At 64.6% G+C, this 25702-nt stretch carries 19 protein-coding genes; 8 read left to right on the top strand and 11 right to left on the bottom strand.

Going from position 1 to position 25702, the window contains the following annotated elements:
* Window positions 1–564: 564 nt before the first annotated feature.
* The gene (locus GCT19_RS31140; protein WP_227749362.1) at window positions 565–2358 is read right to left on the bottom strand and encodes an outer membrane protein assembly factor BamB family protein; all 1794 of its coding nucleotides are present in this window, start codon (window positions 2356–2358) and stop codon (window positions 565–567) included.
* Window positions 2359–3233: 875 nt separating this feature from the next.
* Between GCT19_RS31140 and GCT19_RS31135 the strand changes: the two genes are divergently transcribed.
* Together GCT19_RS31135 and GCT19_RS31130 are read left to right on the top strand one after the other, a co-directional pair.
* Window positions 3234–4127, top strand: coding sequence for a GntR family transcriptional regulator (locus tag GCT19_RS31135; RefSeq protein ID WP_026228584.1), 894 nt, complete (start codon window positions 3234–3236; stop codon window positions 4125–4127).
* A gap of 41 nt (window positions 4128–4168) precedes the next feature.
* Window positions 4169–4903: an ABC transporter substrate-binding protein gene (locus GCT19_RS31130; protein ID WP_152854036.1), complete on the top strand. Its 735-nt coding sequence runs from the start codon at window positions 4169–4171 to the stop codon at window positions 4901–4903.
* A gap of 143 nt (window positions 4904–5046) precedes the next feature.
* Here the strand turns inward: GCT19_RS31130 and GCT19_RS31125 are convergent, their stop codons facing one another.
* The 4 genes from GCT19_RS31125 to GCT19_RS31110 form a co-directional block, all read right to left on the bottom strand.
* Window positions 5047–5463, bottom strand: coding sequence for an organic hydroperoxide resistance protein (locus GCT19_RS31125; protein ID WP_018434933.1), 417 nt, complete (start codon window positions 5461–5463; stop codon window positions 5047–5049).
* A 232-nt stretch (window positions 5464–5695) separates the two neighbouring features.
* On the bottom strand, window positions 5696–7000 hold the full coding sequence (locus GCT19_RS31120) for a cation:proton antiporter (protein WP_018434934.1): 1305 nt from the start codon (window positions 6998–7000) through the stop codon (window positions 5696–5698).
* Window positions 7001–7051: 51 nt separating this feature from the next.
* Entirely contained in the window at window positions 7052–7372 is a 321-nt protein-coding gene (locus tag GCT19_RS31115) for a hypothetical protein (RefSeq protein WP_152854035.1), read from the bottom strand.
* Window positions 7373–7439: 67 nt separating this feature from the next.
* Complete coding sequence (locus tag GCT19_RS31110) at window positions 7440–9509, bottom strand: protein-L-isoaspartate(D-aspartate) O-methyltransferase (RefSeq protein WP_152854034.1); 2070 nt, start codon at window positions 9507–9509, stop codon at window positions 7440–7442.
* A gap of 217 nt (window positions 9510–9726) precedes the next feature.
* Here GCT19_RS31110 and GCT19_RS31105 point away from each other — a divergent pair, with 217 nt between their 5' ends.
* Both GCT19_RS31105 and nadE read left to right on the top strand, forming a co-directional pair.
* Window positions 9727–10251, top strand: a complete 525-nt coding sequence (locus GCT19_RS31105; protein ID WP_152854033.1) for a CinA family protein — start codon at window positions 9727–9729, stop codon at window positions 10249–10251.
* Between the two features lie 14 nt (window positions 10252–10265).
* On the top strand, window positions 10266–11126 hold the full coding sequence (gene nadE / locus GCT19_RS31100; RefSeq protein WP_152854032.1) for an ammonia-dependent NAD(+) synthetase: 861 nt from the start codon (window positions 10266–10268) through the stop codon (window positions 11124–11126).
* Window positions 11127–11140: 14 nt separating this feature from the next.
* Here nadE and GCT19_RS31095 read toward each other — a convergent pair whose 3' ends face one another.
* The 3 genes from GCT19_RS31095 to GCT19_RS31085 form a co-directional block, all read right to left on the bottom strand.
* On the bottom strand, window positions 11141–11407 hold the full coding sequence (locus GCT19_RS31095; RefSeq protein WP_013094109.1) for a DUF2934 domain-containing protein: 267 nt from the start codon (window positions 11405–11407) through the stop codon (window positions 11141–11143).
* A gap of 244 nt (window positions 11408–11651) precedes the next feature.
* Window positions 11652–11924 carry a DUF6723 family protein gene (locus GCT19_RS31090; protein WP_018434939.1) on the bottom strand — a complete coding sequence of 91 codons (273 nt, stop codon included), beginning with the start codon at window positions 11922–11924 and terminating at the stop codon, window positions 11652–11654.
* Window positions 11925–12059: 135 nt separating this feature from the next.
* Complete coding sequence (locus GCT19_RS31085) at window positions 12060–12623, bottom strand: hemerythrin domain-containing protein (RefSeq protein WP_152854031.1); 564 nt, start codon at window positions 12621–12623, stop codon at window positions 12060–12062.
* 142 nt (window positions 12624–12765) lie between these two features.
* On the opposite strand from GCT19_RS31085, the gene GCT19_RS31080 reads away from it, so the two are divergent.
* A complete protein-coding gene (locus GCT19_RS31080; protein ID WP_152854030.1) occupies window positions 12766–13845 on the top strand; it encodes a glycosyltransferase family 4 protein in 1080 nt (359 codons plus the stop codon).
* Window positions 13846–13852: 7 nt separating this feature from the next.
* On the opposite strand, the gene GCT19_RS31075 is transcribed toward GCT19_RS31080, so the two are convergent.
* Window positions 13853–16972 carry a CheR family methyltransferase gene (locus GCT19_RS31075; RefSeq protein WP_152854029.1) on the bottom strand — a complete coding sequence of 1040 codons (3120 nt, stop codon included), beginning with the start codon at window positions 16970–16972 and terminating at the stop codon, window positions 13853–13855.
* Between the two features lie 270 nt (window positions 16973–17242).
* On the opposite strand from GCT19_RS31075, the gene GCT19_RS31070 reads away from it, so the two are divergent.
* Window positions 17243–18232, top strand: coding sequence for a chemotaxis protein CheB (locus GCT19_RS31070; protein ID WP_152854028.1), 990 nt, complete (start codon window positions 17243–17245; stop codon window positions 18230–18232).
* Window positions 18233–18338: 106 nt separating this feature from the next.
* Window positions 18339–22421 (top strand): CheR family methyltransferase, encoded by a 4083-nt coding sequence (locus GCT19_RS31065; RefSeq protein WP_018434944.1) that lies wholly within the window; start codon window positions 18339–18341, stop codon window positions 22419–22421.
* Between the two features lie 28 nt (window positions 22422–22449).
* Here the strand turns inward: GCT19_RS31065 and GCT19_RS31060 are convergent, their stop codons facing one another.
* On the bottom strand, window positions 22450–23736 hold the full coding sequence (locus GCT19_RS31060) for a phosphatidylserine decarboxylase family protein (RefSeq protein WP_152854027.1): 1287 nt from the start codon (window positions 23734–23736) through the stop codon (window positions 22450–22452).
* A 28-nt stretch (window positions 23737–23764) separates the two neighbouring features.
* Window positions 23765–24796: a flavodoxin family protein gene (locus tag GCT19_RS31055; RefSeq protein ID WP_152854026.1), complete on the bottom strand. Its 1032-nt coding sequence runs from the start codon at window positions 24794–24796 to the stop codon at window positions 23765–23767.
* A 176-nt stretch (window positions 24797–24972) separates the two neighbouring features.
* Here GCT19_RS31055 and GCT19_RS31050 point away from each other — a divergent pair, with 176 nt between their 5' ends.
* Window positions 24973–25680, top strand: coding sequence for a PIG-L deacetylase family protein (locus GCT19_RS31050; RefSeq protein ID WP_227749361.1), 708 nt, complete (start codon window positions 24973–24975; stop codon window positions 25678–25680).
* Window positions 25681–25702: the final 22 nt, after the last annotated feature.

Below are 25702 nucleotides of genomic sequence, written 5' to 3'. Positions count from 1 at the left end.
GCGAACGGTTACTTCAAGTATTGAGGCAAACAACTGCCGGGAGGAAGTTCTATGAGTTATCGGACATTTCAGTGCGCTGAAATCCGCCAAACCATCATGGCGGAGGGCAGCAGTTGCCGGCTGCCGCCGGAAAGCGTCGCTAAGTGCCACTTCCACCGTTCACGACCGCCTCCTGCCCATGACGCTACCCACGCTTCGGGCCGACGACCGGTCACGGTCACGATCTTGAGCATACAGCGCGCGAAGCGTTCTGTTCGAGCGCGAACGCCTGTAGCGCATCGGGCTCGACCGGCAATTCCGCGACAGTGATGGCGGTGGGCGCCATGGCTATCATGATGCCCAACTCGCGCTACGTTTAGAAGCTCGGGGAGCCTTTATTTGCGCGGGCGAGAGCAACGTCGACTCGCGCGCGTCACCGCGACGGCGCGATGCGGCGCGCGCGCCGGGATCTCTATGCCCTCCAGCCAGGCGTTGAGTTCGGCAAGCGTGAAGCCGCGTTGCGCGAGCGCCAGTGGTGACGGAAAGCGGCGCCGTTCGAGGCGCGTGTGCTAACGGGTTTAGCAGTCAGAGGCCATAGGCATGAACCACGTGGTCGCCACCAGCGACGAAGACTTGCCCGTTCACGACCATCGGCGACGCGAAGTTCCCCTCGCCGGTTTGAACTGGCGTGTATCGGTCGTGGAAGAGTATGGTCCCGTCCGCTGCATCCAATGCATAAAAGTCGTTGCCCAAACCGTCTGCGTAATACACCACACCATTTGCGGCGACGGGCGGGATAGCCGGGTTGAACGCGGATTGGTTCAAGCCGACTTGCGCCTGCCACACGGGTTTGGGGTTCACAGTACAGTTGCTGTCGATCGAGAATGCAATGACCCCGTGTTTGTATAAGTTGTTGCTCCCCGAACCGGCGGGGGACACGACGTAAAGCCGATTCAGCACCGGGTCGAATGCAGGGAGGCCTATGTTGCTGCCCTCTTCTGAACTCTGGGAAATCGTCAACTTTTCGATGGGGCCCTGCTGCTGAATAGTGGCCCGGTTATAAATGAACAGGTTGCCGGACTTGTTGTAGGCCGCGAGCATCGTCGGGCAGGTGGGACGCTGAAAGAGCAATGCTGTAGCGCCGAAGTCGACGTCCGTGAGGGGCGGAGAAAGCGGCGAGTTCGACGCGGCTACCGCCAGGGTCGGCGTGAGCTTCACGACGTGTTCCGCGAACGCGGCATTTTCCGGATTGGCGAATGCGTTGCCCGTGAGTGCATAGACGACCGTCCCATCAGGCGGAATCGATACGCCTCCCACACCCCATATACCGCCCCCATCTGGCCCGGTTGCGCCGTCTGGGTACCAGCGTTGCAGAATCGCAGCTGGATTGGTGGTGGACGCGCGGACGACCTGTCCATGGTACGGCTCCGTATCGCAGGGGTCGCCGGCGGTCGCCACGTATATCGACGAACCATCGGGACTGAGCGTCAAGCCGCCATAGACCATCGTTCTTGGAGTAGCGTTGTTTGCGTCGAGAAGTAGCAGGTTGAAGCCCGGGAGATCCGCGCCGGTCTGGAGGTTGTACGCATGCAGGTAGCCTCGCCCGCTCACAACGAAAATCCGGTTGTTGGCATGGTCGATGACGGGCGTGCCCTGCACCCCGATCTTGCCTTGGAACAGCCCGGTGCAGTTCTGCGTCAAGATAGCTTGAGGGATAGGGGCGCTTTTCCAAATGACCTTCCCTGTCGCGGCATCCAGTGCCCATGTAGTGTTCCCCTCTGTCGCAACATAGACGATATCGGTTGGCACCCCGTTGATCATTACTCCGGCAGCCAGTACCGGCTGAGTCAGGATGGCACCGTCCAGGACAGGTGACTTCCAGTGCTGTACCAACGTCGTCACGTTGGTCTGGGTGAGCACCGTCTCGACTGGGTTATACCCAGTCCGCTGCCTGTTCATACCAAATGTCGGCCAGTCGGTCGTCGTAAAGGTCGGCGCGGCGACGGCCCCTGGTGTCCGGCTCAATGTAGCGGCAGTCGCTGCTTCGGGAGCTTGGTACGGCGTATCCACCGCCGGCCCGCGATCGTCGCGGAAATTATTCGGATTGATCTTGTCTCCGCCGTTCTGTTTGTCTACGTCCGATCCATCGAGGGCGGAGGCTGGCGGCACTTTCGGTCCGACGCCAGACGGGTGCGGGCCATGAGGGAATGGGTCCTTCGCGTTCGACGACGCCTGACCGGCTATTGCAAGACCCGGCGCAGACGCCGCAGCCGGTGCCGCGTTCGAACTTTGCGCTTGTGCGCCCGAGCCCGCCATGCAGGCGAGGATCAAAGCTGCGACGAGCCGAGAAGCGTCGATAACTCTCTGTGCGCCTTTCATGTAGCCACCTCTTGCAAATATTGCTGTTAGCATTGGGCAGACGGCGCACCGCGACTTCTCGCCTCGATTTACTAATTGATACGCGCTTTGCTAACGTGATGTTAATCGTAGGCCATCTAAAATCAACCGCAAGAAATGTCCGCGATGGACTACCGTCTGGCGGACGGGGAATTGTCCCTTTTGAGTAATGCAAGGTTCACCCCGTTCGGCTGCTTCATTCGAATGCGCGATTTCGCTGGAAGCAGATCGGCACACCCGGCCACCCCGTCCAGAACTCTCTAGTAGCTAGCGCTTTTAAAGAAATGGGGCAATAAATACCTGCTTCGGCGGCGGGCGAAAAGGGTGCTAACACATACCCCGGCAGCGTTATGCTAACGAGACATTTGCGTTAGCGATATGCAACATTTGCTCTTAGCTCCCACGTTTCAATCGACGTGCCATCCGTAGGAAATACGATGCCGTTCTGTCATGAGCATTGTCCAGCGGCAAATGAGCCTGAACGAAGGTTTTGAGGCAAATCCCGGACACGTTTCCAGCGGCAGATGAGCCTTAGACCCGCAGGGTTCGTATCGACGGTTTGCCCATCAGCGACGAGTCCGTCGCAGCAACACCCTCGACCTGCAACCGAGTGATAAGCTCGACGTTGACGCCCCCACCGGCACGCCATCGCCTCGTCGCAAGCTGCCGGTACGCGCCGTGCGCGCGAATCGCACCATCCAATCGATCGATGCAACCGCGGCCGTAAAATGCGCCTCGAACACACGCTATTGCGTTCAGGCGACGTAATCCCGCTGACACCGCAAAAGCGCTCGGCGAGGCAGCTGGCTCGAAATCGCACCGCGGCTGCGCTGACGTTGCGGCCGAAGGCAACGCAAATGATCGATCGATCCATCGCCAAGCAGATCGTCGAGCTCATCGAGAGCGAAGGACTCGACGCCGGCGCGCACCTGCCCGCACAGATGCTCGCCGACCGTCTGCGCGTCTCGCGTTCCCCTGTGAACGAAGCGCTCGCGTTGCTGCACGAGAAAGGCATCTTGACGCGGGAAAAGAATCGCGGCTTTTTCGTGGCGAAGCCGCTCTCCGAATCTCTTGCGGACGTGGTCGACGACCTGCATCTTGCCGAGGCCGACGTCGTCACGCGTGCCTATTTCCAGATCGCCGACGACCGCCTGAAAAACGAACTGCCCGATGAATTCTCCGAGCAGCTGATCCGCACCCGCTACGGACTGACCAGCGCGCAACTGACCGCCGTGCTCGGCCGCATCGCGCGGGAAGGATGGGCCGAACGCAAACCGGGCTATGGCTGGCAGTTCTCGCCGATGCTGACCACGCCCGACAGTCTCCTGAAGTCGTACCGGCTGCGGCTCGCGCTCGAACCGGCGGCGCTGCTGGAGCCCGGCTACCGGCTCGAACGCAAGGTGCTGGAGCGGTGCCGCGAGGTCGAGAAGCATCTGCTCGCGGGCGGCATCGAAACGGATACCGCCGACCAGTTGCACGATCGCGGCGTGCGCTTTCACGAGTCGCTCGTCGAGGCTTCGGGCAACAGCTTTTTCATCGACACGATCCGGCGCGTGAACCGCGTGCGCCGTCTGCTGTCGTATCGCTCGATGCAGCATCGCGAGCGCTACGTCGAACACGCGAAGCAGCATTTGCATCTGCTCGAACTGCTGGAGCAGGAGCGCAACGAAGAAGCGTCCGAAGCGATGCGCGAGCATCTGCTGCATACGCTCGACGCGCTGTCCCGCATCAGCGAAATCCTTGAACCCTGAGACCGCTGTTCGCCCTGAAGGCGGTCGCCACGAGAACCTTTATGACCATCGACTCCTCCGTCTCCGCCGCCTTCACGCCCACAGGCAAGCTGCGCGCATCGATCAATCTCGGCAATCCGATCCTCGCCAATCGCCATGACCAGTCCGGCGAGCCGTTCGGTGTATCGATCGATCTCGCGCGCGCGTTCGCCGCGAAACTAGGCGTCGAACTGGAACTGGTGGTGTTCGATACCGCCGCCAAATCGGTGCAGGCCGTCAGCGAGGAACGCGCGGATTTCGGCTTCTTCGCGATCGATCCATCGCGCGGCGAAACGATTGAATTCACGGCGCCGTATGTACTGATCGAGGGCTTCTATCTGGTGCGCGACGACTCGCCGGTGCGGTCGAATCAAGACGTGGATCAGCCGCACAACCGGGTCGTCGTCGGCAAAGGCAGCGCGTACGATCTGTTCCTCACACGCGAGTTGAAAGCCGCGCAGATCGTGCGCGCGCCGAGTTCGCCGAGTGTCGTGCCGACATTTATCGAGCAGCAGCTGGAAGTGGCGGCGGGCGTGAAGCAGCAACTCGAAGCCGATGCGAAGCAAACGGCCGGGCTGCGGCTGCTCGACGAGCGCTTCATGGTGATCCGGCAGGCGATGGGCGTTCCGAAGAGCCGCGGCGAAGCGGCGGCTCAGGCGCTGCGTTCGTTTGTCGAAGAGGTGAAGGCGTCGGGCTTCGTGGCGGCATCGCTCGCCCGGCATGGGATCGCCGGGGCGTCCGTTGCGCCTGCGGCGTAGCCGTCCGCGCCGCGCGAGCCTCACGAGCGCGGAACTCGATCGGCTCTGCGCGACCGCGTGGAAGGAAGCGGCGCGTAACAGAAAAGGCGGAGCCGCGCCCGATGCTTCAGCGCGGCGCCGCCACAAACTACCCCGACCGACGCTCAAACGAGCGTAGTTTGCACATCCACGTTACCGCGCAACGCCTTCGAATACGGGCAGGTCTGATGCGCGCGCTCGATCAACGCGCGCGCCACGTCACGCTCGACACCGGGAATACTGACGAACAGACGCGCCTGAAGGAAATAGGCGCCATCGGTGGTGCCGAGATCGATTTCGGCATCGACGCTCGTATCGGCAGGCAACGAAAGGTGCAGCGCGCGCGCCGCCAATCCGAGCGCACCGATGTAACACGCCGACCAGCCGGCGGCCAGCAACTGCTCGGGGTTCGTTCCAACGCCCGAGGTGCCGGGCGACGACAGCTTGATGTCGAGACGGCCGTCCGAGCTGCGCGCGGCGCCTTCGCGGCCGCCGGTCGTGTGGGTTTTGCCGGTGTACAGCACGTTTTCGATGCGGGTCATGCTGGCTTACTCCTGTTGATCCAGTGATATTCAGGTCTGCAAATCCGGGGCGAACTTGCGTTGGACGTATTTGAACGCGCCGACGTATCTAGCATGTGTCTGGATCAGCGGATTTGGTATGCGCACGTATCTGCGGGCCGCGCGGATACATTGCGATACAAGGAGCGGCAAACCGGAGCCAGCCAGAGCGCCGCGCGACAACCAACGCGCGACATCGCGCCCGCCGCTTCATTCACCGACGCCGGTCGAAATACCGCCGCAACAGATAGTTCGCGGTCGACCCATGCAGCAGCACCGACAACACGATCGCATCCAGCACCGCGGGCAGCAGCGGCGTCATCGCGCCGCGCGCGTATTCGAGGCCGAACATCAGGTAGTAAAACGCGCCGACACCGCGAATCCCCATCCATGCCATCAGATACCGCTGGCTGTTGTCGATGCGGGCACCCATCATCGCGACGACGACGGACAGCGGCCGCGCGACGAAAAACAGAAACACCGCGGGCAACACTGCGCGCACGTCGAGCATCTCGCGCCAATGCGCGGACACGACGCAGCCGATGATCAGCATCAGCGACAACTCCGCGAGCCGCTCCATTTCGCGCGTGAAGCCCATCATCGATTCGGCGAGGATCGCATGCGCCTTTTCCGGGTCTTTGGCGACATCGGCCTGTTCGCCGTGCTGCACCTCGTCGAGCACTTCGGACGGATTCTTGTCGCCGGTCGAGCGCAATTCCTCGTGACGCACGGTGACGCCCGCCACGAATACCGCGACGAACGCGTACGCGTGCAGCAGCAGCGCGGCGCCGTACGACGTCGCCATCAGCCCTAGCGCGAGAAAGCCGTCGAGACCGATCGCTTCGCCGTAGCGGGTGCGCAGAAAGAAAATCGCGCGCGCGAACACGATCGCGAATACGCAGCCGATCACGAGCGCGCTGACGATCCCCCACAGCACCGAGCCGACGAAATGCACGCCGCTGCCGGAGCCGAACAGCCTCGCGCCGGCAAGCGTCAGGCCCAGCACCGCAAACGGATAGGCGGCGCCGTCGTTGAGGCCGCCCTCACCCGACAACGCGAAGCGCACGGGTTCGTCGTCGCCGGCCTGCGTCACGCGCAGCTCGTTGGCGAGCACCGGGTCGGTCGGCGCCAGCGCGGCCGCGAGGAACAACGCCGCGCCGTCCGCGCGTCCGGTCAGCAAGGCGGTGAAGCCGAACATCAAGGCGACGGTGACGATCATCGCGGGCCCGCCGAGCCGCAGCGGCAACCACCACAGCGGATTGCGCAGCCGCACGCGCAGATGCATGCCGATCGAGAACAGCGACACGACCAGCCCGACTTCGGCGAGCGTCGCGAGCAGCACGGTATTGCGGAGCAGATCGACACCGACAAGCCCGGACACGGCCGGCCCGACCGCCACGCCGACCAGCAGATAGATCATTGCGCCGGTTAGCGGCAAGCGGCGGATCGGCCCGCGCGCGACCGCCATGAACGTGAGCAGCGCGCCGATCAGCAGGAACCAGACCGGTTCGTCTCTCATGGTGGAATCGCGCGCACGAGCGGCGACGGCGGCAGCCGGGCCGCGTCGCCGCTAGCGCGCGCTGCTGGCACCGCGGGGCGCGCTCGCGCCCTGCTGACTGCGCGATCCGTGCTGAGCCGCGGCCTGGTTCGCGCGCCCCGCCTGCTCGCGGTTCGTCTGGTCGCGGCTCAGTTCGCCAGGCGGCGTGCCCGAATGGCCCGCCGCGCCCGCGCCGCCTTCGGTGCCCGCGTCCTTGCCGGCTTGCGCGAATAGCAACGCTTGGCGGGCGACAGCCGGCTGAGGCGCGGCCCGCTCGACGGCTTGCGCACAGACGAAGTCACTCGCAACACTGAACATCGCGACGATGGCCAAGCGCTGTACAACCTTGTTCATGTGCGGCTCCCTCGGTTCGGACAAGCTGGATATGCCTGTCCGCTCCGTTGCAAGCCGCGTTCCTCGCTCACACACCGAATGGAAAAGTCTCCGCCGCGTGGTATTTCTCGTCGGCGGAAACGGGCAGCGCGGTCACCGCGCTGGTGCGATCGAACCACACGAACGCATCGAACTGCTCGGCCAGCGAGGCTTCCGCGTAGTGGCTATACCGCTCCGTCTCCGGACGATAGATGACGCCGATGAACCGCTCCAGCAGCGGCGCGCGCAGCCGTTCACGCAGCGCGTCGTGCACGCCGGGCCGCAGGTCGAGCAGGAAGCGCGCGAGGCCCGTGCCGTGCATGCTGAATTCGACGCTGCCATCGAGCGATGGCCGCACGGTCTTCACTTCCATCGGTCCGCCCCAGTCACTGGCCGCGGCAACCGTGCCGCTGTGCGTGCCGAAGCCGATCAGCGCCGCCGCGTCGCCGAACTGCGCGCGGCACAGCTGGCCCAGATTGATCTCGTCCTGCACGCGGCCCATCTGCGTGGCGCTCGCGTCGCCGATATGCGAGTTATGCGCCCACACGACCACACGCGCCTGCGGCCCGCGACTGTCGAGCGCATGACGCAGCGTGTCGAACATATGCGTGTCGCGCAAATTCCAGCTTTGCGGCCCACCGTAATACATCGCGCGATAGTAGTGTTCGGCGACAGCGACGAGCCGCGCGTTCTGCGCCGCGTCGAGGAAGCGTTCGCCGTCTTCCCGCGCATAGTCGAGCCGGCTTTTCAGCAGATCGCCGAGCTGGGCGATCACGTGCTCTTCGCACTGCGCGTAGCCGCCGCTCAACGCGGCGCGCCCATACACGGCCGGGTCTTTCTGCCACGGACTGAGGCATCCATAACGCTCGCGCGCGATGCGCGCCGCGGCCGGGTCGACGCTGTCGAGATAGCGCAGCACAGCGTCGATCGATTCGGACAGGCTGTAAATGTCGAGCCCGTAAAAGCGCGTCTCGCTGTCGCGGTGCAACGCATTGTGCGAGCGCAACCACGCGACGAAGCCCATGAAGTCGGTGTTGCGCCACATCCAGGTCGGAAAGCGGCGAAACGGTCGAGACCGCTCGCCGGGCATCGGCCGGTCGCGCACATGCCGGTCGATGATCGCGGCATCGGGCCAGTCGGCCTCGACCGCGATCATCGAAAAACCGTGCCGCTCGACGAGGCGGCGCGTGATCGCCGCCCGCGCGCGATAGAACTCCGACGTGCCGTGACTGGCCTCGCCGAGCAGCACGACGCGCCGCCCGGCGAACCGGTCGAAAGACGCCGCGAATTCGGCCGAATCGATGTCGGGCAACGGTTCGGCCGCATCGCGAAGCGCGAGTTCGAGCGCGGCTGGCTCAGGCGCGGCCGCTTCAGGTGCGGCCGGCGTAAGTGCGGCTGGCTCAGGTGTGGCCGGCGTGGATGCAAGCGGCTCAGGCGTGGGTCGCGAATCCGCATGTGGCACGCCGCCTGGCGCCGGCCAGCCGTCGTCGCCGACGAGCGGTACGAAGCGCACGTCGGCGAATGCGTGTTCGTCGTAGTCGTGTTCGTCGCGCCGCACGATCTTCACGAGCCGCTGACGGCTCGGACTGCTGCCGACCGGCATCACGAGCCGTCCGCCGACCGCGAGCTGCACGCGCAGCGCCTGCGGCACCCGCGGCCCGCCCGCCGCCGCGATGATCGCGTTGTACGGTGCATGCGCGGCCAGACCCGCGGTGCCGTCGCCGACATGCACTTCGACGTTCTCGTAGCCGAGCCGCTGCAAGCGCTCGCGCGCGCCCTCGGCGAGGCTCGCGTCGCGCTCGATCGAATCCACCCGGCCCGCGATCTCCGCGGCGATCGCGGCCGCATAGCCGGAGCCCGTACCGATGTCGAGCACACGATCGCCGGGCTGCAATTCGGCGGCCGCAAGCATCTTCGCGACGATGTACGGCTGCGAGATCGACTGTTCGCCGCCGATCGGCAGCGGCGTATCGTCATACGCGAATTCGCGCAGATCGAACGGCACGAACGCTTCGCGTGGCACACGCCGCATCGCCTCGATCACGAAGTCGTCGCGCACGCCGCGTTGCACGATTTGCCGTTCGACCATCCATGCGCGCGCTTCGTCGAAATCGCCCATCGCCGCCTCCTCGCGAATGCGCAGCGCTGCGCGCGCCCCGCATCGCGGCGGGGCCGCGCGCGAGTCCGCTGCTCTTCCACGCTTCAGCAATGAGCATACCGCCGGCTTGAACCGATGGCGATGCGCGAAACGTGAAGCACGCGCGGACCGATCCTTGCTGAGCTTTTGCACCAACGAAACGCCGGTCCGAATCCGTCGCACAACAAAGGCTCAAATCATGAACATTCCGATGCAAGTCGTGTCTTTCCTCAGCTCGCGAGGTCTGAAGCTCGCAACCGCCGAATCCTGCACCGGCGGCCAGATCGCGTCGTATCTGGCTAGCGTGCCGGGTAGCGGCGCGTGTCTCGATGTCGGCTTCGTCAGCTACTCGCCATCAGGCAAAGCAGGCTTTCTCGGTGTGCGGGAAAGCACGATGAAGCAATACGGGCTCACCAGCGAGGCGGTCGCGCGCGAAATGGCCGAGGGCGCGCTAAGTCAGGAAGGCTGCTGCGCCGACATCGCGGTATCGAACACGGGGCTTGCCGATGGCGGCGCGCATGGCGGCTCGGCTGACGGCCCGCCACCGGGCACGCAATGCTTCGCATGGTCGTTTCGACGGGCCGGCGATCAGTTCGTCACGTTCGCCGAGACGCGGCGCTTTCCAGGCGATCGCAACGACGTGCGTTCGGCCGCCGCGCTGTATGCGCTGTCGCGCGTCGAGCATTACTTCGATCAACTCCCGCGCATCGAGCGGAACCACTGAAGAGAGACCGAACGATGAATCTGCACTCCTCCTTCGACACCCACGCGTGGCAGCAGGCAGTAACTGACGAACTCGGCGTCGAGCGCGATTTCGACGTCGACAGCGAGCGCGAGCGGCGTATTGCCTTCCTCGGCGACTACCTGGCGTCGCAAGGCTTGCACACCTATGTGCTTGGTATCAGCGGCGGCGTCGATTCGTCGACTGCCGGACGCCTCGCGCAGCTTGCCGTCGAACGTCTGCGCGCAACCGGCTACGAAGCGCACTTCGTCGCGGTGCGTCTACCGTACGGCAGCCAACGCGACGAAGAAGACGCCGCGGCCGCCCTTGCGTTCATCCGCCCCGACGAAACGCTGACGGTCAACATCAAGGAGCCCGCCGACGCGATGCTGTCTTCTCTGAAACGCGGCAACGTGCAGTACGTCGACGACTTTCATGAAGACTTCGTGCTCGGCAATATCAAGGCGCGGCAACGCATGATCGCGCAATACGCGATTGCGGGCGCGCGGGTCGGCGTGGTGATCGGCACCGACCACGCGGCCGAATCGCTGATGGGCTTTTTCACGAAGTTCGGCGACGGCGGCGCCGATATCCTGCCGCTCGCTGGTCTGACGAAGCGCCGCGTGCGAGCGCTCGCGCATGCGCTCGGCGCATCGGAGCGGCTCGTCGACAAAGTGCCGACCGCGGACCTCGAATCGCTGACGCCGCAAAAACCGGACGAGGACAGCTACGGCATCAGTTATCAGGACATCGACGACTTCCTCGAAGGCAAGCCGGTCAGCGACGAAGTATTGACGACGATTCGCCGCTTTTACATGGCAACGCGCCACAAACGCGCGCTGCCGGTGGCGCCGACGCGATCGTCGGCGCCGGTGTAGAGCGCGGGGCCCGCTTATCCAGCGCGCGGGCGTTTGGCTCGCTTCGAGGGTTCGATGTCGTCGCCCGGCATTTCCTGCAGTTGCTCTTCGGGCGCGATGCGCGAGCCGCGGTCGCGATCGGCGGACTGATCAGTCGGCTCCTGCGGCGCGGCCGCGCCTTCCGCCTCGATCTGCCGGCGCGCTTCCTCCCAATGGTCGTCGGCTCTCCCTTCCGGCGACGGATCGTTTTCCCAGATCTGATACGCCCGCGTGCGGATGCGGGCTTCGAGTTCCTTGTCCATATGCGTTTCTCCGAGAACGTAAGCGATGCCGCGGCACGGCGCCGCGCGCGCCGGGTCCGAAATGACGGCGAGCGACAAGCGAGCAAGGGTTGTTCCGCGCGGTGCGCGTTGGGTCGATAGCACCATCGCAAGAGAGCGGCGGGCGCACAACTCCACCGTGTGCCGGTGGTGAACCGGGACAAGCGTTTGATGGGGATGCCGTCGTCAGCGCGGCGGGGCGCCGCGCGCTAACCGGGCCGCGCGCTCACGCCTCCGGACAGGCAAGGTCGGCCGCCACGATCCGCGCGCCGTATTCTTCGGCGGCGAGCCGCGCTTCCTCGATGCTGTTGAACGGACCGACTTCGGGCGCGCCGTCGAACGGGAACAGACGGCGGCCATCCACTTTACGGCTCACCAGCAGATCGGCATAGAATCGTCCATCGGCGCTGCGTCGCGCGGTGACGTAGATCGAAAAGTCATCGCGCGAGGCGACCGCTGCCGCCGGGTATTGCGTCAGTTTCAGCTTTCTCCTTGACATGGCTCTCCCTGCCTGCATCAGGCGATCCTGTTTCGCCCTCCTGAAATCGATGTTAATGGACATGTAAAAGGGTGCGTTCGTCCGTAAGCATCGACTTACGGACAGAGCCGTCGCAGCAACGCCTTTGGGCTCCAATCAGGTCTTGTCGCCGACCGCGCGACTGCCCGCCTGATCCAGCTTGGCTTGCAGCGTTTCCTTGCGGGCCGCGATCTTTTTGCCGAGCGCGGCGAGATCGCAGCCGGTGCGGCGTAAGGCCGGAAAGAGTTCGCCTTCCTCCTCCTCGACGTGATGCCGCACCAGTTCGGACATGACCTTGAAGGTCGCGTCGAAGCCCTTGTCGCCCGGCTTCAGCGTCGTGAACTTCGCGATTAGCGTCTTCACCAGAAAATGCTCGACGTAGGCTTCATCGACATCGAGCTTGTCGTCGTCGGGCAGTGCTTGCTGCGCGGCCGGATACAACAGTTCTTCCTCGATGATCGTATGCATCGTCAGTTCTTTGCAGGCACGCTGCGCCAACGCGGCTTTCGCTTCGAGCGTGTCGCGCTCGTCACCGCGCGATTTGCCGAAGGCGTCGAACAGTTTTTCGACGGCACGGTGATCGGCTTCGAGCAGCGCGAGCGCGTCGGGTGTTCTCGCGTTTTCGCGCGGGGCGGTTGGCTTCGTGTCGTCCGAAGCGGATTGCGTTGCGCGGTCGTTCATGGCAGCTCCTTTGATCGGTCAAGTGCCCGCATCGAGCAAACGCCATACCGCGTCACCGGTCGCGCGGCGGTACGCCGATTGCTGCTGGTGGTCCGGCGCGGCGTGTTGCGCGCCGACTTCCCTCTCCTCTTTTCAACGCCCGATGAGAATCGCCCAGATCGCCCCGCTTTACGAAAGCGTACCGCCGTTCGCGTACGGTGCGACCGAACGCGTCGTGTCGTATCTGACCGAAGAACTGGTCGCCCGCGGCCACGACGTGACGCTCTATGCGAGCGCCGATTCGACGACCGCCGCGCGACTCGTGTCGATCTGCCCGCGCGGACTTTGGCGCGACACGAACGTGTGGGACACGCAAACGCATCACGTCAGGCAACTCGCGCGCGTGATTCGCGACGCGGATCAATTCGATGTCGTTCATTTTCACGGCGAGCCATTGCATTTCGCGTGGTCAGAACTCATGCCATGCCGTACGCTGACGACGCTGCATGGCCGTCTGCTGCTGCACGATCACGGCCCGCTGTTTCGCGAATTCGCCCGCGTGCCGGTGGTGTCGATTTCCGCGAGTCAGCGCCGGCCGGTGCCGTGGGCGAACTGGCAAGGCACGGTCCATCACGGCCTGCCGCTCGCCGAGTTCGCGTTTCAACCGATGGCCGGTTCATACCTGTTATTTCTCGGCCGCATGATGCCGGAGAAACGTCCCGATCTCGCGATCGAAATTGCCCGGCGCAGCGGCTTGCCGTTGAAGATCGCCGCGAAGATCCATCCCGGCGAGCGCGACTATTTCCGCGAGCGCATCGATCCGCTGTTGCGCCGCTCGACAGCGTTCACCGAATACCTCGGCGAAGTCGGCGGCCTCGCGCGCCGGCGCTTGATCCAAAACGCCCGCGCGTTGCTGCTGCCGATCGAATGGGACGAGCCGTTCGGCATGGTGATGATCGAGGCGATGGCGTGCGGTACGCCGGTGATCGCGTTTCGCCGCGGCGCGGTGCCAGAGTTGATCGACGACGGCGTGAGCGGCCTGCTCGTCGATAACGTGGACGAGGCCGTGCAAGCGGTTGCGCGCATCGACAGCATCGAGCGTGGCGCGTGCCGGCATGCGTTCGAACGCCGCTTCACGGCCGCGCGCATGACCGACGACTACCTGACGATCTACGACGCGCTGCTCGCGCCCGACACGCGAGACCATCCGCGAGCGACGGGCAGTCAGCCCGCGCCGGTGTAATCGCCGTTTAGGTGCAGTCGGGCGCCTTGTTGCGATCGTCATGATCGTCGGATTCCGTCGCATAGCGACGCGATTGGCCGAGTTGCCGGCGCAATTCGTTAACCTCGTTCTTCAGATCGATCATGCGCAGTTCGCGGCCGATCGCCACCTTGTTGATCCGCTCGAGTTCCTCGTTGCGCGCGCGCAGGTCTTCCTCGGCCCGCGCACGTCCGACCGCCGCCCACGTGCGCTCGGCCATCAGTTCGAGAAACATCAGTTCGTCGGGCGCCCACGTGTGCGCGGTGTCGAAGTGCATCGTCAGCGCGCCGAGCACGCGGCCCGACTGCACGAACGGCATGTTGGCCCACGCGCCGATGCCGAGCGCATGGCAAGCGCGCCGCTCGGCCGCGCTTGCGGCGGGATCGGCCATCACGTCGTTGCTCCAGCCGCTGCGGCCGGTGAACAGCGCGGCCGTGAGCGCGTGCCCGGCGTCGTTGATCGCGCAGCGGCGGCCCAGCATATCGGCCGTGCCCGCGAGCGCGTCGGTCGCGACGATTTCCAGTTCATCGGGGCCACGCGCTTCCGAGTAGTTGACGCGCGCGGCGCCGAACTGCTGACGCAGCATCCGGATCGCCGTCGATCGGGTATTGCGGTAACCGGTCAGCCCGCGCAGCGCGTTGGCGAAGCGCAGCATGAAATCGTGCATCGCGCTTTCGCGCAGCACTCTCTCCGCGTGCTTCAGATCGGAGATGTCGGTGACCGTGACAGCCACGCCGGTCGTGCCGGTCTGCGACAGAAACGGGCGAATGCGCCGCAGGAACCATTCACCGCTTGCATTGCGCACCTCGGCTTCGCGCGGTGCCCGGTTCTGCATCACCGCGAGCACGTCGCGCAGGAAATTCACGTCGTCGACCTTCGGCGAAATATCGGCGATGCCGCGACCGACGTCGCCCGTTTTCAGCGGAAATATCTCGCAGATCGAAGGCGTGAACCACCGCACGCGCAACGCCTCGTCGAGAAACATTGCCATCACCGCACCGGCGCTCAGTACGCTGCTTTGCATCTCCAGTTCCGCTATCTTGCCGGTGAGCCGCGCATTGGCCTGGTTCAGGTCGTCGTTGACGAGATTGAGTTGCTCGTTCGCGGCTTTCAGTTCCTCGTTGAGCACCTGCAACTCTTCGCGCGACGCCTCCAGTTCCTCGCGCGAGATGCGGATCGCTTCGCTCCACTCGCTGGAAGCCGCGACGTCCGCATCGTGGCTCGGCAGTGCAACCGGTTCGGTGGCGCCGGGGCGAATCTCGCGCGCGCGGGAAATGAACGATGCGAGCAGCCTCGGCGCGGCGCCGTTTTGCGCGCTTCGAATCGGCGTGAGCCGGATCTGGAACGAGTGCGTGACGTTACCTTCGTCCCGCAGGCCGTTGACGATCGTCGGCTGACCGTCTTCGAGCGCCATCTTCGCGGCTGCCTTCAGGCTCGACGCCAGTTCGCGCTGCGTCAGTTCGAGCAGGTTGTCGGTTGGCTGGCCGGCCGGGACACGCAGGAATTTTTCCGTATCGCCATACACACGCAGCACGCGGAACTCGTCGTCGATCAACACCGACGGGAAATCCCGCTGCGCATGCGCGCTCGAATGACCGATGAAAGGCACGGCGCTCGCGCGCAAGCTTGTCGCGACACGCAACGGGAAGCGGACTTCGACGTCACTCGCGGGGCCCGTCTTGCGGTAGATATGCCAACGGCTCGACACGAAGTTGAAACCTTGCCGCGATAACAGCGGCTCGCCCTTGCCGAGGAACAGATACCCGCCCACCTTCAGCGAGCTGTGCAGCAGGAATACGACGCGCTTGACCGCTTCGGGGTCGAGATAAATCAGCAGGTTGCGACAAGTGACCAGATCGAGGTCCTTGAACGGGGGATCGAGCAGCAGGTCCTGCGGCGCGAATACCATCTTTTCGCGCAGGTGGCGTTTGACGCGCCAGTTGCCGTCGGTGGAATAGAAGAACTTCTGCTGGCGTGCCGTGGAGACGTTCTTCAGCGCGTCGCCCGAAAACGCGCCGCGGCTCGCGCGCGCGACGATCTCCGGCGACGCATCGGTCGCGAACACCCGGAAATCGAAGGGACGGCCGGTGTTGTCCGCATGCTCTTGCAGAAGCATCGCAACCGAATACGCCTCTTCGCCGGTCGCGCAGGCTGGCGTCCAGGCCCGCACGACATCGCCCGCATGTCGCTCGCTCAGCATCGGCTCGATGACCTCATGCCGCAGCACGTCCCAGGCCGGCGCATCGCGGAAGAACTCGGTCACGTGAATCGGAATGCCGCGAATCAGCGCTTCGAGCTCGGCCGGGTCGTCGCGCAACAGCGACTCGTAGTCGCCGAACGATTCGGCTCGCCGTAGATCCATGCGCTGCTGGATGCGCCACAGCAGCGGGGTCGCCTTGTATCCACCCAGATCGAAGCCCGCCTGCTTGCGGACCAGCCCGACGATCTCATCGAGCGTTCGCGTGATCTCGCCGGTCCATGCGACTTCATTGGCCGGCCGCACATAGGCGGGTGACGCGCAGCGCAGCAGCTGTTTCGCGATCTCGCCGACCGGCAGGATGTAGTCGGCGGCGCCGCGCGAAATCACCGCTCTCGGCATGCTGTCGTTCATCGTGGTGACCGGGTCCTGCACCAGCACCACGCCGCCGGCCCGCTTCACGCAGATCGCGCCGGCCGCGCCATCGGTGCCGGTGCCGCACAGGATCGCCGCGAGCGCGTGCGAGCCGCGATCTTGCGCGAGGCTTTCAAGGAATGCGTCGATAGTGTCGATGCCGGGACGGCGGCTGCCGCCGTCGACCGGCCGCGTGCGAAAGACGCCGCCTTCGAGCGTCAGCACGTCGTCGGAACCCGCTACGTAGACGTGGTTCGGCTCGGGACGCTCGCCGTTGTTCGCGGCACGGACCGGCAGCAACGTCCACTTGCTGACCAGATTCACGAGTTCGTTCGATCCACCCGGCAGCTGGTGTTGCACGACGACGAGCGCAAGCGCAGGTTCGGCGGGCAAAGCCTGAAGCAGGCAATGCATCGCTTCGATGCCGCCGGCGGATGCACCAATGCCGACGACGTGGCAGCTTTCCGCTGGCACGGAAGCTTGAATCGGAGTCGCCATGAGTGTGAGTTTGCGCAGGAACGTCGTATCGTGCCGGCCATGCCCGGCACACCTGTCCTACATGATCATCATATGCCTGTGCGTGGCGCGCGGTGCTTTCGGCCAGCGCGTGGCTGATTTGTGGCGGAGGCTGAAAACCGGTGTAGGCGCAAGGACGTTTTCATCGACGACCGCGCAATAAAAATGCCCGGACGGCATATCGCTTGCTCATTAGTTTGATTGACACGAAAGGCCGGTTTTCCCGTCCTGCTTCCACGTCCCGGAGTCCACTTGACCCACCGTGATTTCATCGTAATAGGCACGTCCTCGGGAGGGGTCGACGCGCTGCGTGCGCTTGCGTCGCAGCTTCCCGTCGATATGCCCGCCAGCATCGCCGTCGTGCTGCACATCGGCGCGCACGGCAGCATGCTCCCTACGCTTCTGAACCAGGCCGGACCGCTACCCGCCAAGCACGCGCAGGATGGCGAACATTACGTGCCCGGCAGAATTTACGTGGCGCCGCCCGATCGGCACCTCGTGGTAGACGATGGGCAGTTGCGGCTCCTGCATGGCGCAAAGGAAAATTTCGCGCGCCCCGCGATCGACCCGCTGTTTCGCAGCGCGGCCGCACAGATGGGACCGCGCGCGATCGGCGTGATCCTGACCGGCCTGCTCGACGATGGCGCCGCGGGCCTCGAAGCGATCCAGGCGTGCGGCGGCACGACGGTCGTGCAGGACCCCGACGACGCGTTCGCGAGCGAGATGCCACGGCATGCAACGCCCTTCGCCGACCACGTGCTGCCGCTCCAGCAACTGGGCCCATGTTTGGTAAAACTGACCGGCGGCATTTCCAACCCGCCGGTAAATATCGGGCCGGCGCAGCGCGAGGCCTCCGACCGCGTCGCCCTCGAACAGCGCGCGTGGCTGTCCGGCACCGCGCCGTTCGACGCCATCGAGGGACTGGCAACGCCGTCGACTTTCACGTGCCCCGAATGCAACGGCACGCTGTGGCGCATCACCGGTTCGCGCGTGCTGCGTTACCGCTGCCATACCGGCCATGCGTATTCGGCCGCGTCGCTCGACGACGGCCGCATGATCGATGCGGAGATGTCTCTGCGCAATGCGCTGCGGGCGCTGCGCGAGCGCGAAATGTTCAGCCGCGAGCTCGGCGAACACTTCGCGGCGATAGGGGACACCGCCGCGCAACGACGCGAGGAGGACAATGCCCGGCGCGCGGGCCACGCGGCCGAACTCTTGCAGTCCATGCTGCTGGAAAAATGAGTGCAATGCGGGATAATAACGATCCGGGCCGAGCAAGAAATGGGCTCGCTGCCCTATAAAAATTCACCGCTGAACACTATCCTTTTCCAAGAAGGGACACGCAGCCATGTCAAAGAAGCGAGGGCAAACTCTGCCTAGCCAGGCACTCTATCCGATCGTCGGTATCGGCGCATCGGCGGGGGGGCTTAACGCGCTGACGGAATTCTTCGAGGCGCTGCCCGCGCGCACGTCGATGGCCTTCGTCGTGGTCGTTCACCTGTCGCCGGATCACGAAAGCAATCTGGCCTCGCTGCTGCAGAAAGTCACCAGCATGCCGGTGCAGCAAGTCACGGGCCCTACGCAGATCGAATCGGATCACGTCTATCTGGTCGCGCCCTCGTTCGAGATGATCATGGTCGACGGCTACCTGCGCGTCACGCAGAAGCAGTCCGAGGAGGGACGCCGCGCGAGCATCGATCTGTTCTTCCGCACGCTCGCCGAGGCGCACCGCGAACGCGCGATCGGCATCGTCATGTCGGGTGCGGGCTCGGACGGCTCGGTCGGCCTGTCGCGCATCAAGGAAATGGGCGGCATCACGCTCGTGCAGGACCCTTCCGAAGCGGAATACGACAGCATGCCGCGCAGCGCGATCGCGACCGGCATGGCCGACTTCGTAATGACCGCGGCCGAAATGCCGCAGCGGCTGCTCGATCTGTGGTCCACCGCGCGGGAAATTCACCTGCCGGCCGTGCAGCCGGACGAGCCCGAGGAAGATACGGTCAACGAGTCGGCCGAGCGCGCGCTGCGCGAGATCATGGTGATCCTGCGCACCCGCACCGCGCACGACTTCCGGCATTACAAACGGGCTACGGTTCTGCGCCGTATCGAACGCCGGCTGCAGGTCAACGGCATTACGGATCTGCAGGCGTATCGCGATTATCTGCATCTGCACCCTGAAGAAACCCAGGCGCTGCTGCAGGACATGCTGATCAGCGTCACCAATTTCTTCCGCGACAAGGAAGCGTTCGACGTGCTTGAGCGCGAGGTGTTGCCGGCGCTCTTCGAAAACCGCGGCGAACAGGACCGCATCCGCGTCTGGTCGGTGGGCTGCGCGACCGGCGAGGAAGCGTATTCGCTGGCGATGCTGCTGCAGGAGCGCTCGCTGAAGTCGCCCGAGGGCGTGTCGTTCCAGGTATTCGCGACCGACATCGACGAGCGCGCCATTTCATTCGCGCGCGTGGGCCTGTACCCGGATTCGGTCTCGGCCGACCTGACGCCGGCGCGCATCCGCCAGTTCTTCACCAAAGACGCCGCGCACTTCCGGATCAAGAAGGAGCTGCGCGAACACATGCTGTTCGCGCACCATAACGTGCTCAGCGACCCGCCGTTCTCGCGGCTCGATATGATCTGCTGCCGCAATCTGCTGATTTATCTGGACCGCGAAGCGCAGATCGAAATTCTGAAGATGTTCCACTTCGCGCTGCGGCCCGGCGGCGTGCTGTTCCTCGGCAGCTCGGAGTCGGCCGACAGCGTGAGCTCGATGTTCACCGTGGTCGACAAGCGCAACCGCATCTATCGCGCGAACATGGCCGTGCGCGGTGACACGCCGATGCCGATCGCGATTTCGGGCACGATGAGTTCGCGCCCCCTCGTCACTACGGTGCAGCCGCCGGGGCGCCGGCGCTTTTCGTTCGGCGATCTGCACCAGCGGCTCGTCGAGCAATATGCGCCGCCCAGCGTGCTGGTGAGCCGCGAATCCGAAATCGTTCATCTGTCCGATCGCGCCGGGCGTTTTCTGCAATATTCGGGCGGCGAGCCGTCGCATAACATCGTGGCCGCCGTGCGTCCGGAACTGCGGCTCGAACTGCGCACCGCGATCTATCAGGCCTTGCACACGAACCGCAGCGTCGAAGCGCGCCGCGTGCACATCGAGCGCGATGGCCGTTCGTACTTCGTCAATATGACCGCGCGGCCGGTGCACGACCCGGAAGCGAACGCGGACTTCGTGCTGGTGCTGTTCGACGAGGTCGAAGACAGCATGGCCAACGCCGAAACGGCGTCGGCTGACGTGCAGAAAGACCCGATCATCAGCCAGCTCGAACGCGAGCTGCAACGCACGAAGGAGCAACTGCAGTCCACCATCGAGCAGTCGGAGACCTCGACCGAGGAGCTGAAGGCGTCGAACGAGGAATTGCAGGCGATCAACGAAGAACTGCGCTCGGCGACCGAGGAGCTCGAAACCAGCAAGGAAGAGCTGCAATCGATCAACGAAGAGCTGACCACGGTCAACGCGGAGCTGAAGTCGAAGGTCGAGGAAACCGGCAAGATCAACGACGACCTGCACAACCTGATCGCCGCGAACGACATCGGCACGATCTTCGTCGACCGCAACATTTGCATCAAGCGCTATACGCCGCGCGCCACCGACGTGTTCAGCATCATTCCGTCGGATATCGGGCGCTCGCTGCTCGACATCACCCACCGCCTCGAATACGACAAGCTCGCCGACGACGCGGCCGAAGCATTCGACTCGCTGCGCCTGATCGAACGCGAGCTGAAGAGCAACGACGGGCGCTGGTATCTCGCGCGCTTCGTGCCCTACCGCACCACCGAAGACCGCATCGACGGCGCGGTGCTGTCGTTCATCGACATCACCGGCCGGCGTCAGGCGGAAGACCGGCTGCGCGAAGGCGAGCGGCGCATGCGCCTCGTCGCCGAGGGCACCAAGGACTACGCGATCATCACGTTCGACGAAAACGGCGTGATCAATAGCTGGAACGCGGGCGCGGAACGGATTTTCGGCTATTCCGAAGCCGAAATGATCGGCCAGTCCGCCGACATCCTGTACACCGACGAAGACCGCGCCGCGAACGTTGCGCAACGCGAGTTCGCCGAAGCGCGTCTGAACGGCCGCGCCGAAGAGGAGAGCTGGCATCTGCGCAAGGACGGCACGCGCTTTTTCGCGAGCGGTGTGCTGTCCCTTCTCGACGAGCCGGGTCTTAGCGGCTTTGCGAAGATCACGCGCGATCTCGGCGAGTTCGCCAGCGACCCGACCTCGGGACGCGGCACCCACGTCGAAACGCTGCGCGCGGCGAGCGAGCGCGAAGCGCAGCGGCGCCGCGATGAATTTCTCGCGGTCGTGTCGCACGAGCTCAAGCATCCGCTCAACCTGATTTCAGCGAGCGCCGAACTGATCGCGCGCGCGCCGGAAACGCGCCAGAACCTGAACGTGTCGCGCGCGACCGATACGATCCGGCGCACCGTAATCGGCCAGGCGCAAATCATCGACGACCTGCTCGACATTTCGCGCGTGCGCACCGGCAAGCTGTCGGTCGTGCGCACCGTCGTCGACATGCGCGAGATCGTGCAGCGCGTGTGCAGCGCGGTGCAGGACGATGCCGCGCAGCGCGGCATCACACTGAGCGTCGAGGTGACCGATGCGCCCGTGATCATTCATGCGGATCTGACGCGTATCGAGCAGATCGTGTGGAATCTGATCAGTAATGCGCTGAAGTTCACGCAGCGCGGGTCGATCCAGGTGTCGTTGCAGGTCAATGACCACGCCGAGGCCGTGCTGCGCGTCAGCGATACCGGCATCGGCATCGAGGCCTCGCTGCTGCCGCATATCTTCGAGATGTTCCAGCAAAGCCGCGATCCGGGCTCGCGCCGCGGGGGCCTCGGTATCGGCCTCGCGCTGGTGCGCGATCTGGTCAACCTGCACGGCGGCGCGGTGCGCGCGGAGTCGGACGGCGTCGGCCGCGGCGCAACGTTCACGGTGACGCTGCCTACCCACCGGCTCGCCACCCGCACGAGCGCGGGAATCGAAATCACCGGCGAGCCGCTGAAAGGCACGCGCATCCTGATGGTCGACGACGACGCCGCGACCGTCGAAACCTTCAAGCTGCTGCTGGAAAGCGAGGGCGCCGAAGTGCGCACCGCGACGAGCGGCGAGGAAGCGCTGACGATCATCAACGGCAACGCGCCCGATATCATCCTGTCCGACATCGGCATGCCGGGCATGGACGGTATGGAGTTCATCGGCAAGCTGCGCAGCATGCCGGCGATGAAGTCCGTGATCTGTATCGCGGTCACCGGCTTCGGGCAGCAGGCGGACGTCAGCGCAGCCGAAGATGCGGGCTTCGACGCGCACCTGAAAAAACCGGTGGTTCTCGAAGACTTGCTGAGCATTTTCGCGCGGCTGCGCAGTTGAATCCGCCGCCCGGTGGCGCGCAGCGCGTCTAGCCGTTGCTTTGCGACGGCGATGCGTTGCGCGAGCCGACCCTTGCAACGGCCGCGTTGACCTTGATCGGCGGCTGCTTGTCGCCGAACGGCGGCTCGACGACGAAGCGCTCTATCACGCCCGGCTCGAACACCAGGCAGCAGGTCGATCCGCCGTACTGGAAAAAACCCAACTCATCGCCCTTTCTGACGCGCTGACCCGGCAACGCCTCGATGATGCACGACGACACGTCCGCCATACCGACGAACACGCACGCCACCTGCCCCACCGCCGCATCGTCGGATTCGATCACGATCACCGCGCGCGCCGCGAGCGCCGTGATGTAACCCTGAGAATCGTTGAGCCCGCTCGGGTCTTCGCCTTCGCTATCGGCTGTCGAATAGTAGCTGCCGTCCGCCGCGTACGCGCGCGATATCACGCCACTGACCGGCGCATGCCAGCGGTGATAGTTGAACGCGCTCAAAAACGCCTGATACACCGAGCCGCCCTCGAAGCATCGCGCCAGTTCGCGCTCGCGCGAGCTCAGCATGTCTTCGAGCGAATACGGCTGCGACTTGATCCAGAACGTGTCGCGCAGCTTCACGCCGTGCTGCACGTTGTACGGCGTCGCCTCGCATGGGCTGACGACCAGCTTGTCGTTGTCCGGCTCCTCGACGGGTCGCATGCCGGGACGGAAGCGCCGCGTGAAGAAATCGTTCCACGATGTAAAGCCCCAATACGGTTGCTCGGGATCGCAAACGAATTGCGCAAGGCCGATCCGTTTGTCGGCCTCGGGGCTGAACCAGCCGTCGGGCGACGACGTATTTAAATGTTCGCGTGAATGCGGACCACTCAGAAAGCCGCACCAGCAGTTCAGCACATGCTTGAGCTGCGCGTTGAGCGCCGGGTCGCGAAACAGCGCATAGCCGGACGGCATGCACATCGGCCAGTCGAGTACCGCGTTCAGCGGACAATGAATCAGATCGGACTCGCTGAACGGCGGCGCGTACGTCATCAAGTAATCGACGACCGTCATCAGTTCGTCGATCGTTGCATAGCCGAGCACGTAGCCCGCTTGCTGTGCCTGCATGATGGCGCGCGTCATATCCATGCGGAGCACCGGATCGCCTTCGATCAGCGCCGCGAGTTCCGCGACGGCGCGCGTGCGTGGCGCTGTGCGCGCACGTTCGCGCGCTTTCGCGGCCAGCGCGGTCCGGTAGCGCGCGAGATGCGCTTCGTCGCGCGGCAGCCATCCTCCGAGCCGGCGCCGTTGCGTGCGCGGGCTCGCCACTTCGTCGTTCGTCATGCTTTGCCTTCGTTATCTGAGTTGGGGATCACTTAGCGCGCGGCGTGCCGAGGGCGTCGTCCGGCTCCTTGCGGCCGCCACGGATCTGCTCGACGCAGGTCGCGACGGCCTGGGCCACGTTGGCCACTTCCTGCTGCATGTCCTCGTCGCGATCGAGCGCTTCATGGCTGGTCGCATAAGGCTCGTAATAGCCGATAAAACGATCGAGCCGCGACTTCGCGCCCGCTTCGACAAAGCCCATCCAGTCGAGCCAGTCGGCGAGCGCCCGGCGCGAGTCCTCGATGCCGGCGACGTCGCCATGCACGACGACGCCATAGGCCCGGCCCGCCAGATGTTTCGGGTAATCCCAGCCGGCCAGTTCGAGACGCTTCGCTTCGTCCGCTTTCTTGCCGTGCGTCGAGGTGGGATCGGGATTGCCGCCGTCGGCGCAAACGAGGCGATCCATCATCAGCTTCAGCGGCGCGGACACCTGATACCAGTAGACCGGCGTCACGATCAGCACGCCGTGGCAGGCGGCAAAGCGCTCGTAGATTTCGTTCATCCAGTCGTTGACGAGCCCGAGCGAGTGATTCGGATAACAGCTGCATGGCCAGTGACACAGCGGCATCGCGGTCGACACACAGCCTTTACACGGATGAATGTGCAAGTCGCGATCGGAGTTCAGGTGCGACAAGTCGAGGAAGTCGACGTCGCAGGTCCGGCGTTCGAGCGCCTGCTGCGCGATCTTCGCGAGCCGGAAGCTCTTCGACATCTCGCCGGGGCATGTGTAGTCGTTGCGCGAGGACGCGTTGATCACGAGCACGCGCGAGCGCGTCGCCGGATCGCGTTGCCGCGCCTGCGCCGCCTTCACGCGTTCGCTCGCCGCGCGCCATTCGACCGACAGATCGTAGTCCGGGTCGGCGAATCCCGGGCCGGCCTTTTCGGTGACCGGCGCCTTGCGGCCCTGTGAGTAGGCATCCCACGCGATCGCTTCGAGCCGCGCGAGCGATGCGTCTTCCGCACGAAACGCCGGATCGTAGAAGCGGGCCATGAAGCGCTCGCGAAACGCGTCGCGGGACATTGACCCGGTTACCTGACCTTTGCGGACTTCGACGGTTCGGACGTGATCGGGCGCTTTTGCAGGGGGGCTCATGGCTGATGTGGTAAGCGGTAGTAGAACCGCAAGTCAGCAAGGGTTATTCCAGCGTCGCCCAGTCGCGCGCCGCGATGGCGGAACGCAGCTTGCTGAGCGCCGGTATGGAATCGAACCAGCGCCTGCTCGTCATCTCACCGCATCTCGACGATGCGGTCCTCAGTTGCGGACTTCTGCTCGCCGCACATCCCGGCACGGTCGTTTGCACGGTTTTCACCGCGCCGCCCGCCGAGAACATCACGACCGATTGGGACCGCGCGGCCGGTTTCGCCGACGCGTTCGAAGCGATGCGGACGCGTCAGGCGGAAGACCGGGAGGCGCTGGGGCTGCTGTCGGCGCTGCCCGTGCATTTGCTGTTCCGCGACGCGCAATACCATGCGTCGCCCGGTGCGGACGAGCTGATGACGGCGCTGAGCCAGATTGTTGCTCATGCGAAACCCACGCGCGTCCTGATGCCGTTGGGCCTGTTCCATTCGGATCACGTCATGGTGGCCAATGCCTGTCTCGCACTGATGCGGCGTCAGCCAGCCACGCGCTTCATCGCCTATGAAGACGTGCCCTACCGGCGCATGTCCGGCGTCGTGCAAGAGCGCCTATGCGACCTGGCGAAACGCGGCTATGCCGCTGACGCGCCGCACGCGTTGGACGTGCCCGGCACGACGCAACACGAGCGCATGAAGCGCGCGGCGCTCGACGCCTATCGCAGCCAATTGCGCGCGTTCGGTCCCGAAGGACAGGCGAGCCTCTTTTCGACGGAACGCTATTGGCAGCTCGGCCGCGATGAATCGAGTCGACATCCGCAAAGCGCGTGACCCACGGCACGACGTTTGCTGC

It is taken from the genome of Paraburkholderia atlantica, assembly GCF_009362785.1.
Classification (GTDB): Bacteria; Pseudomonadota; Gammaproteobacteria; order Burkholderiales; family Burkholderiaceae; genus Paraburkholderia; species Paraburkholderia atlantica.
The sequence above is the reverse complement of the archived record's forward strand: the minus strand, read 5'-3'. Positions and strand labels throughout refer to the sequence as shown.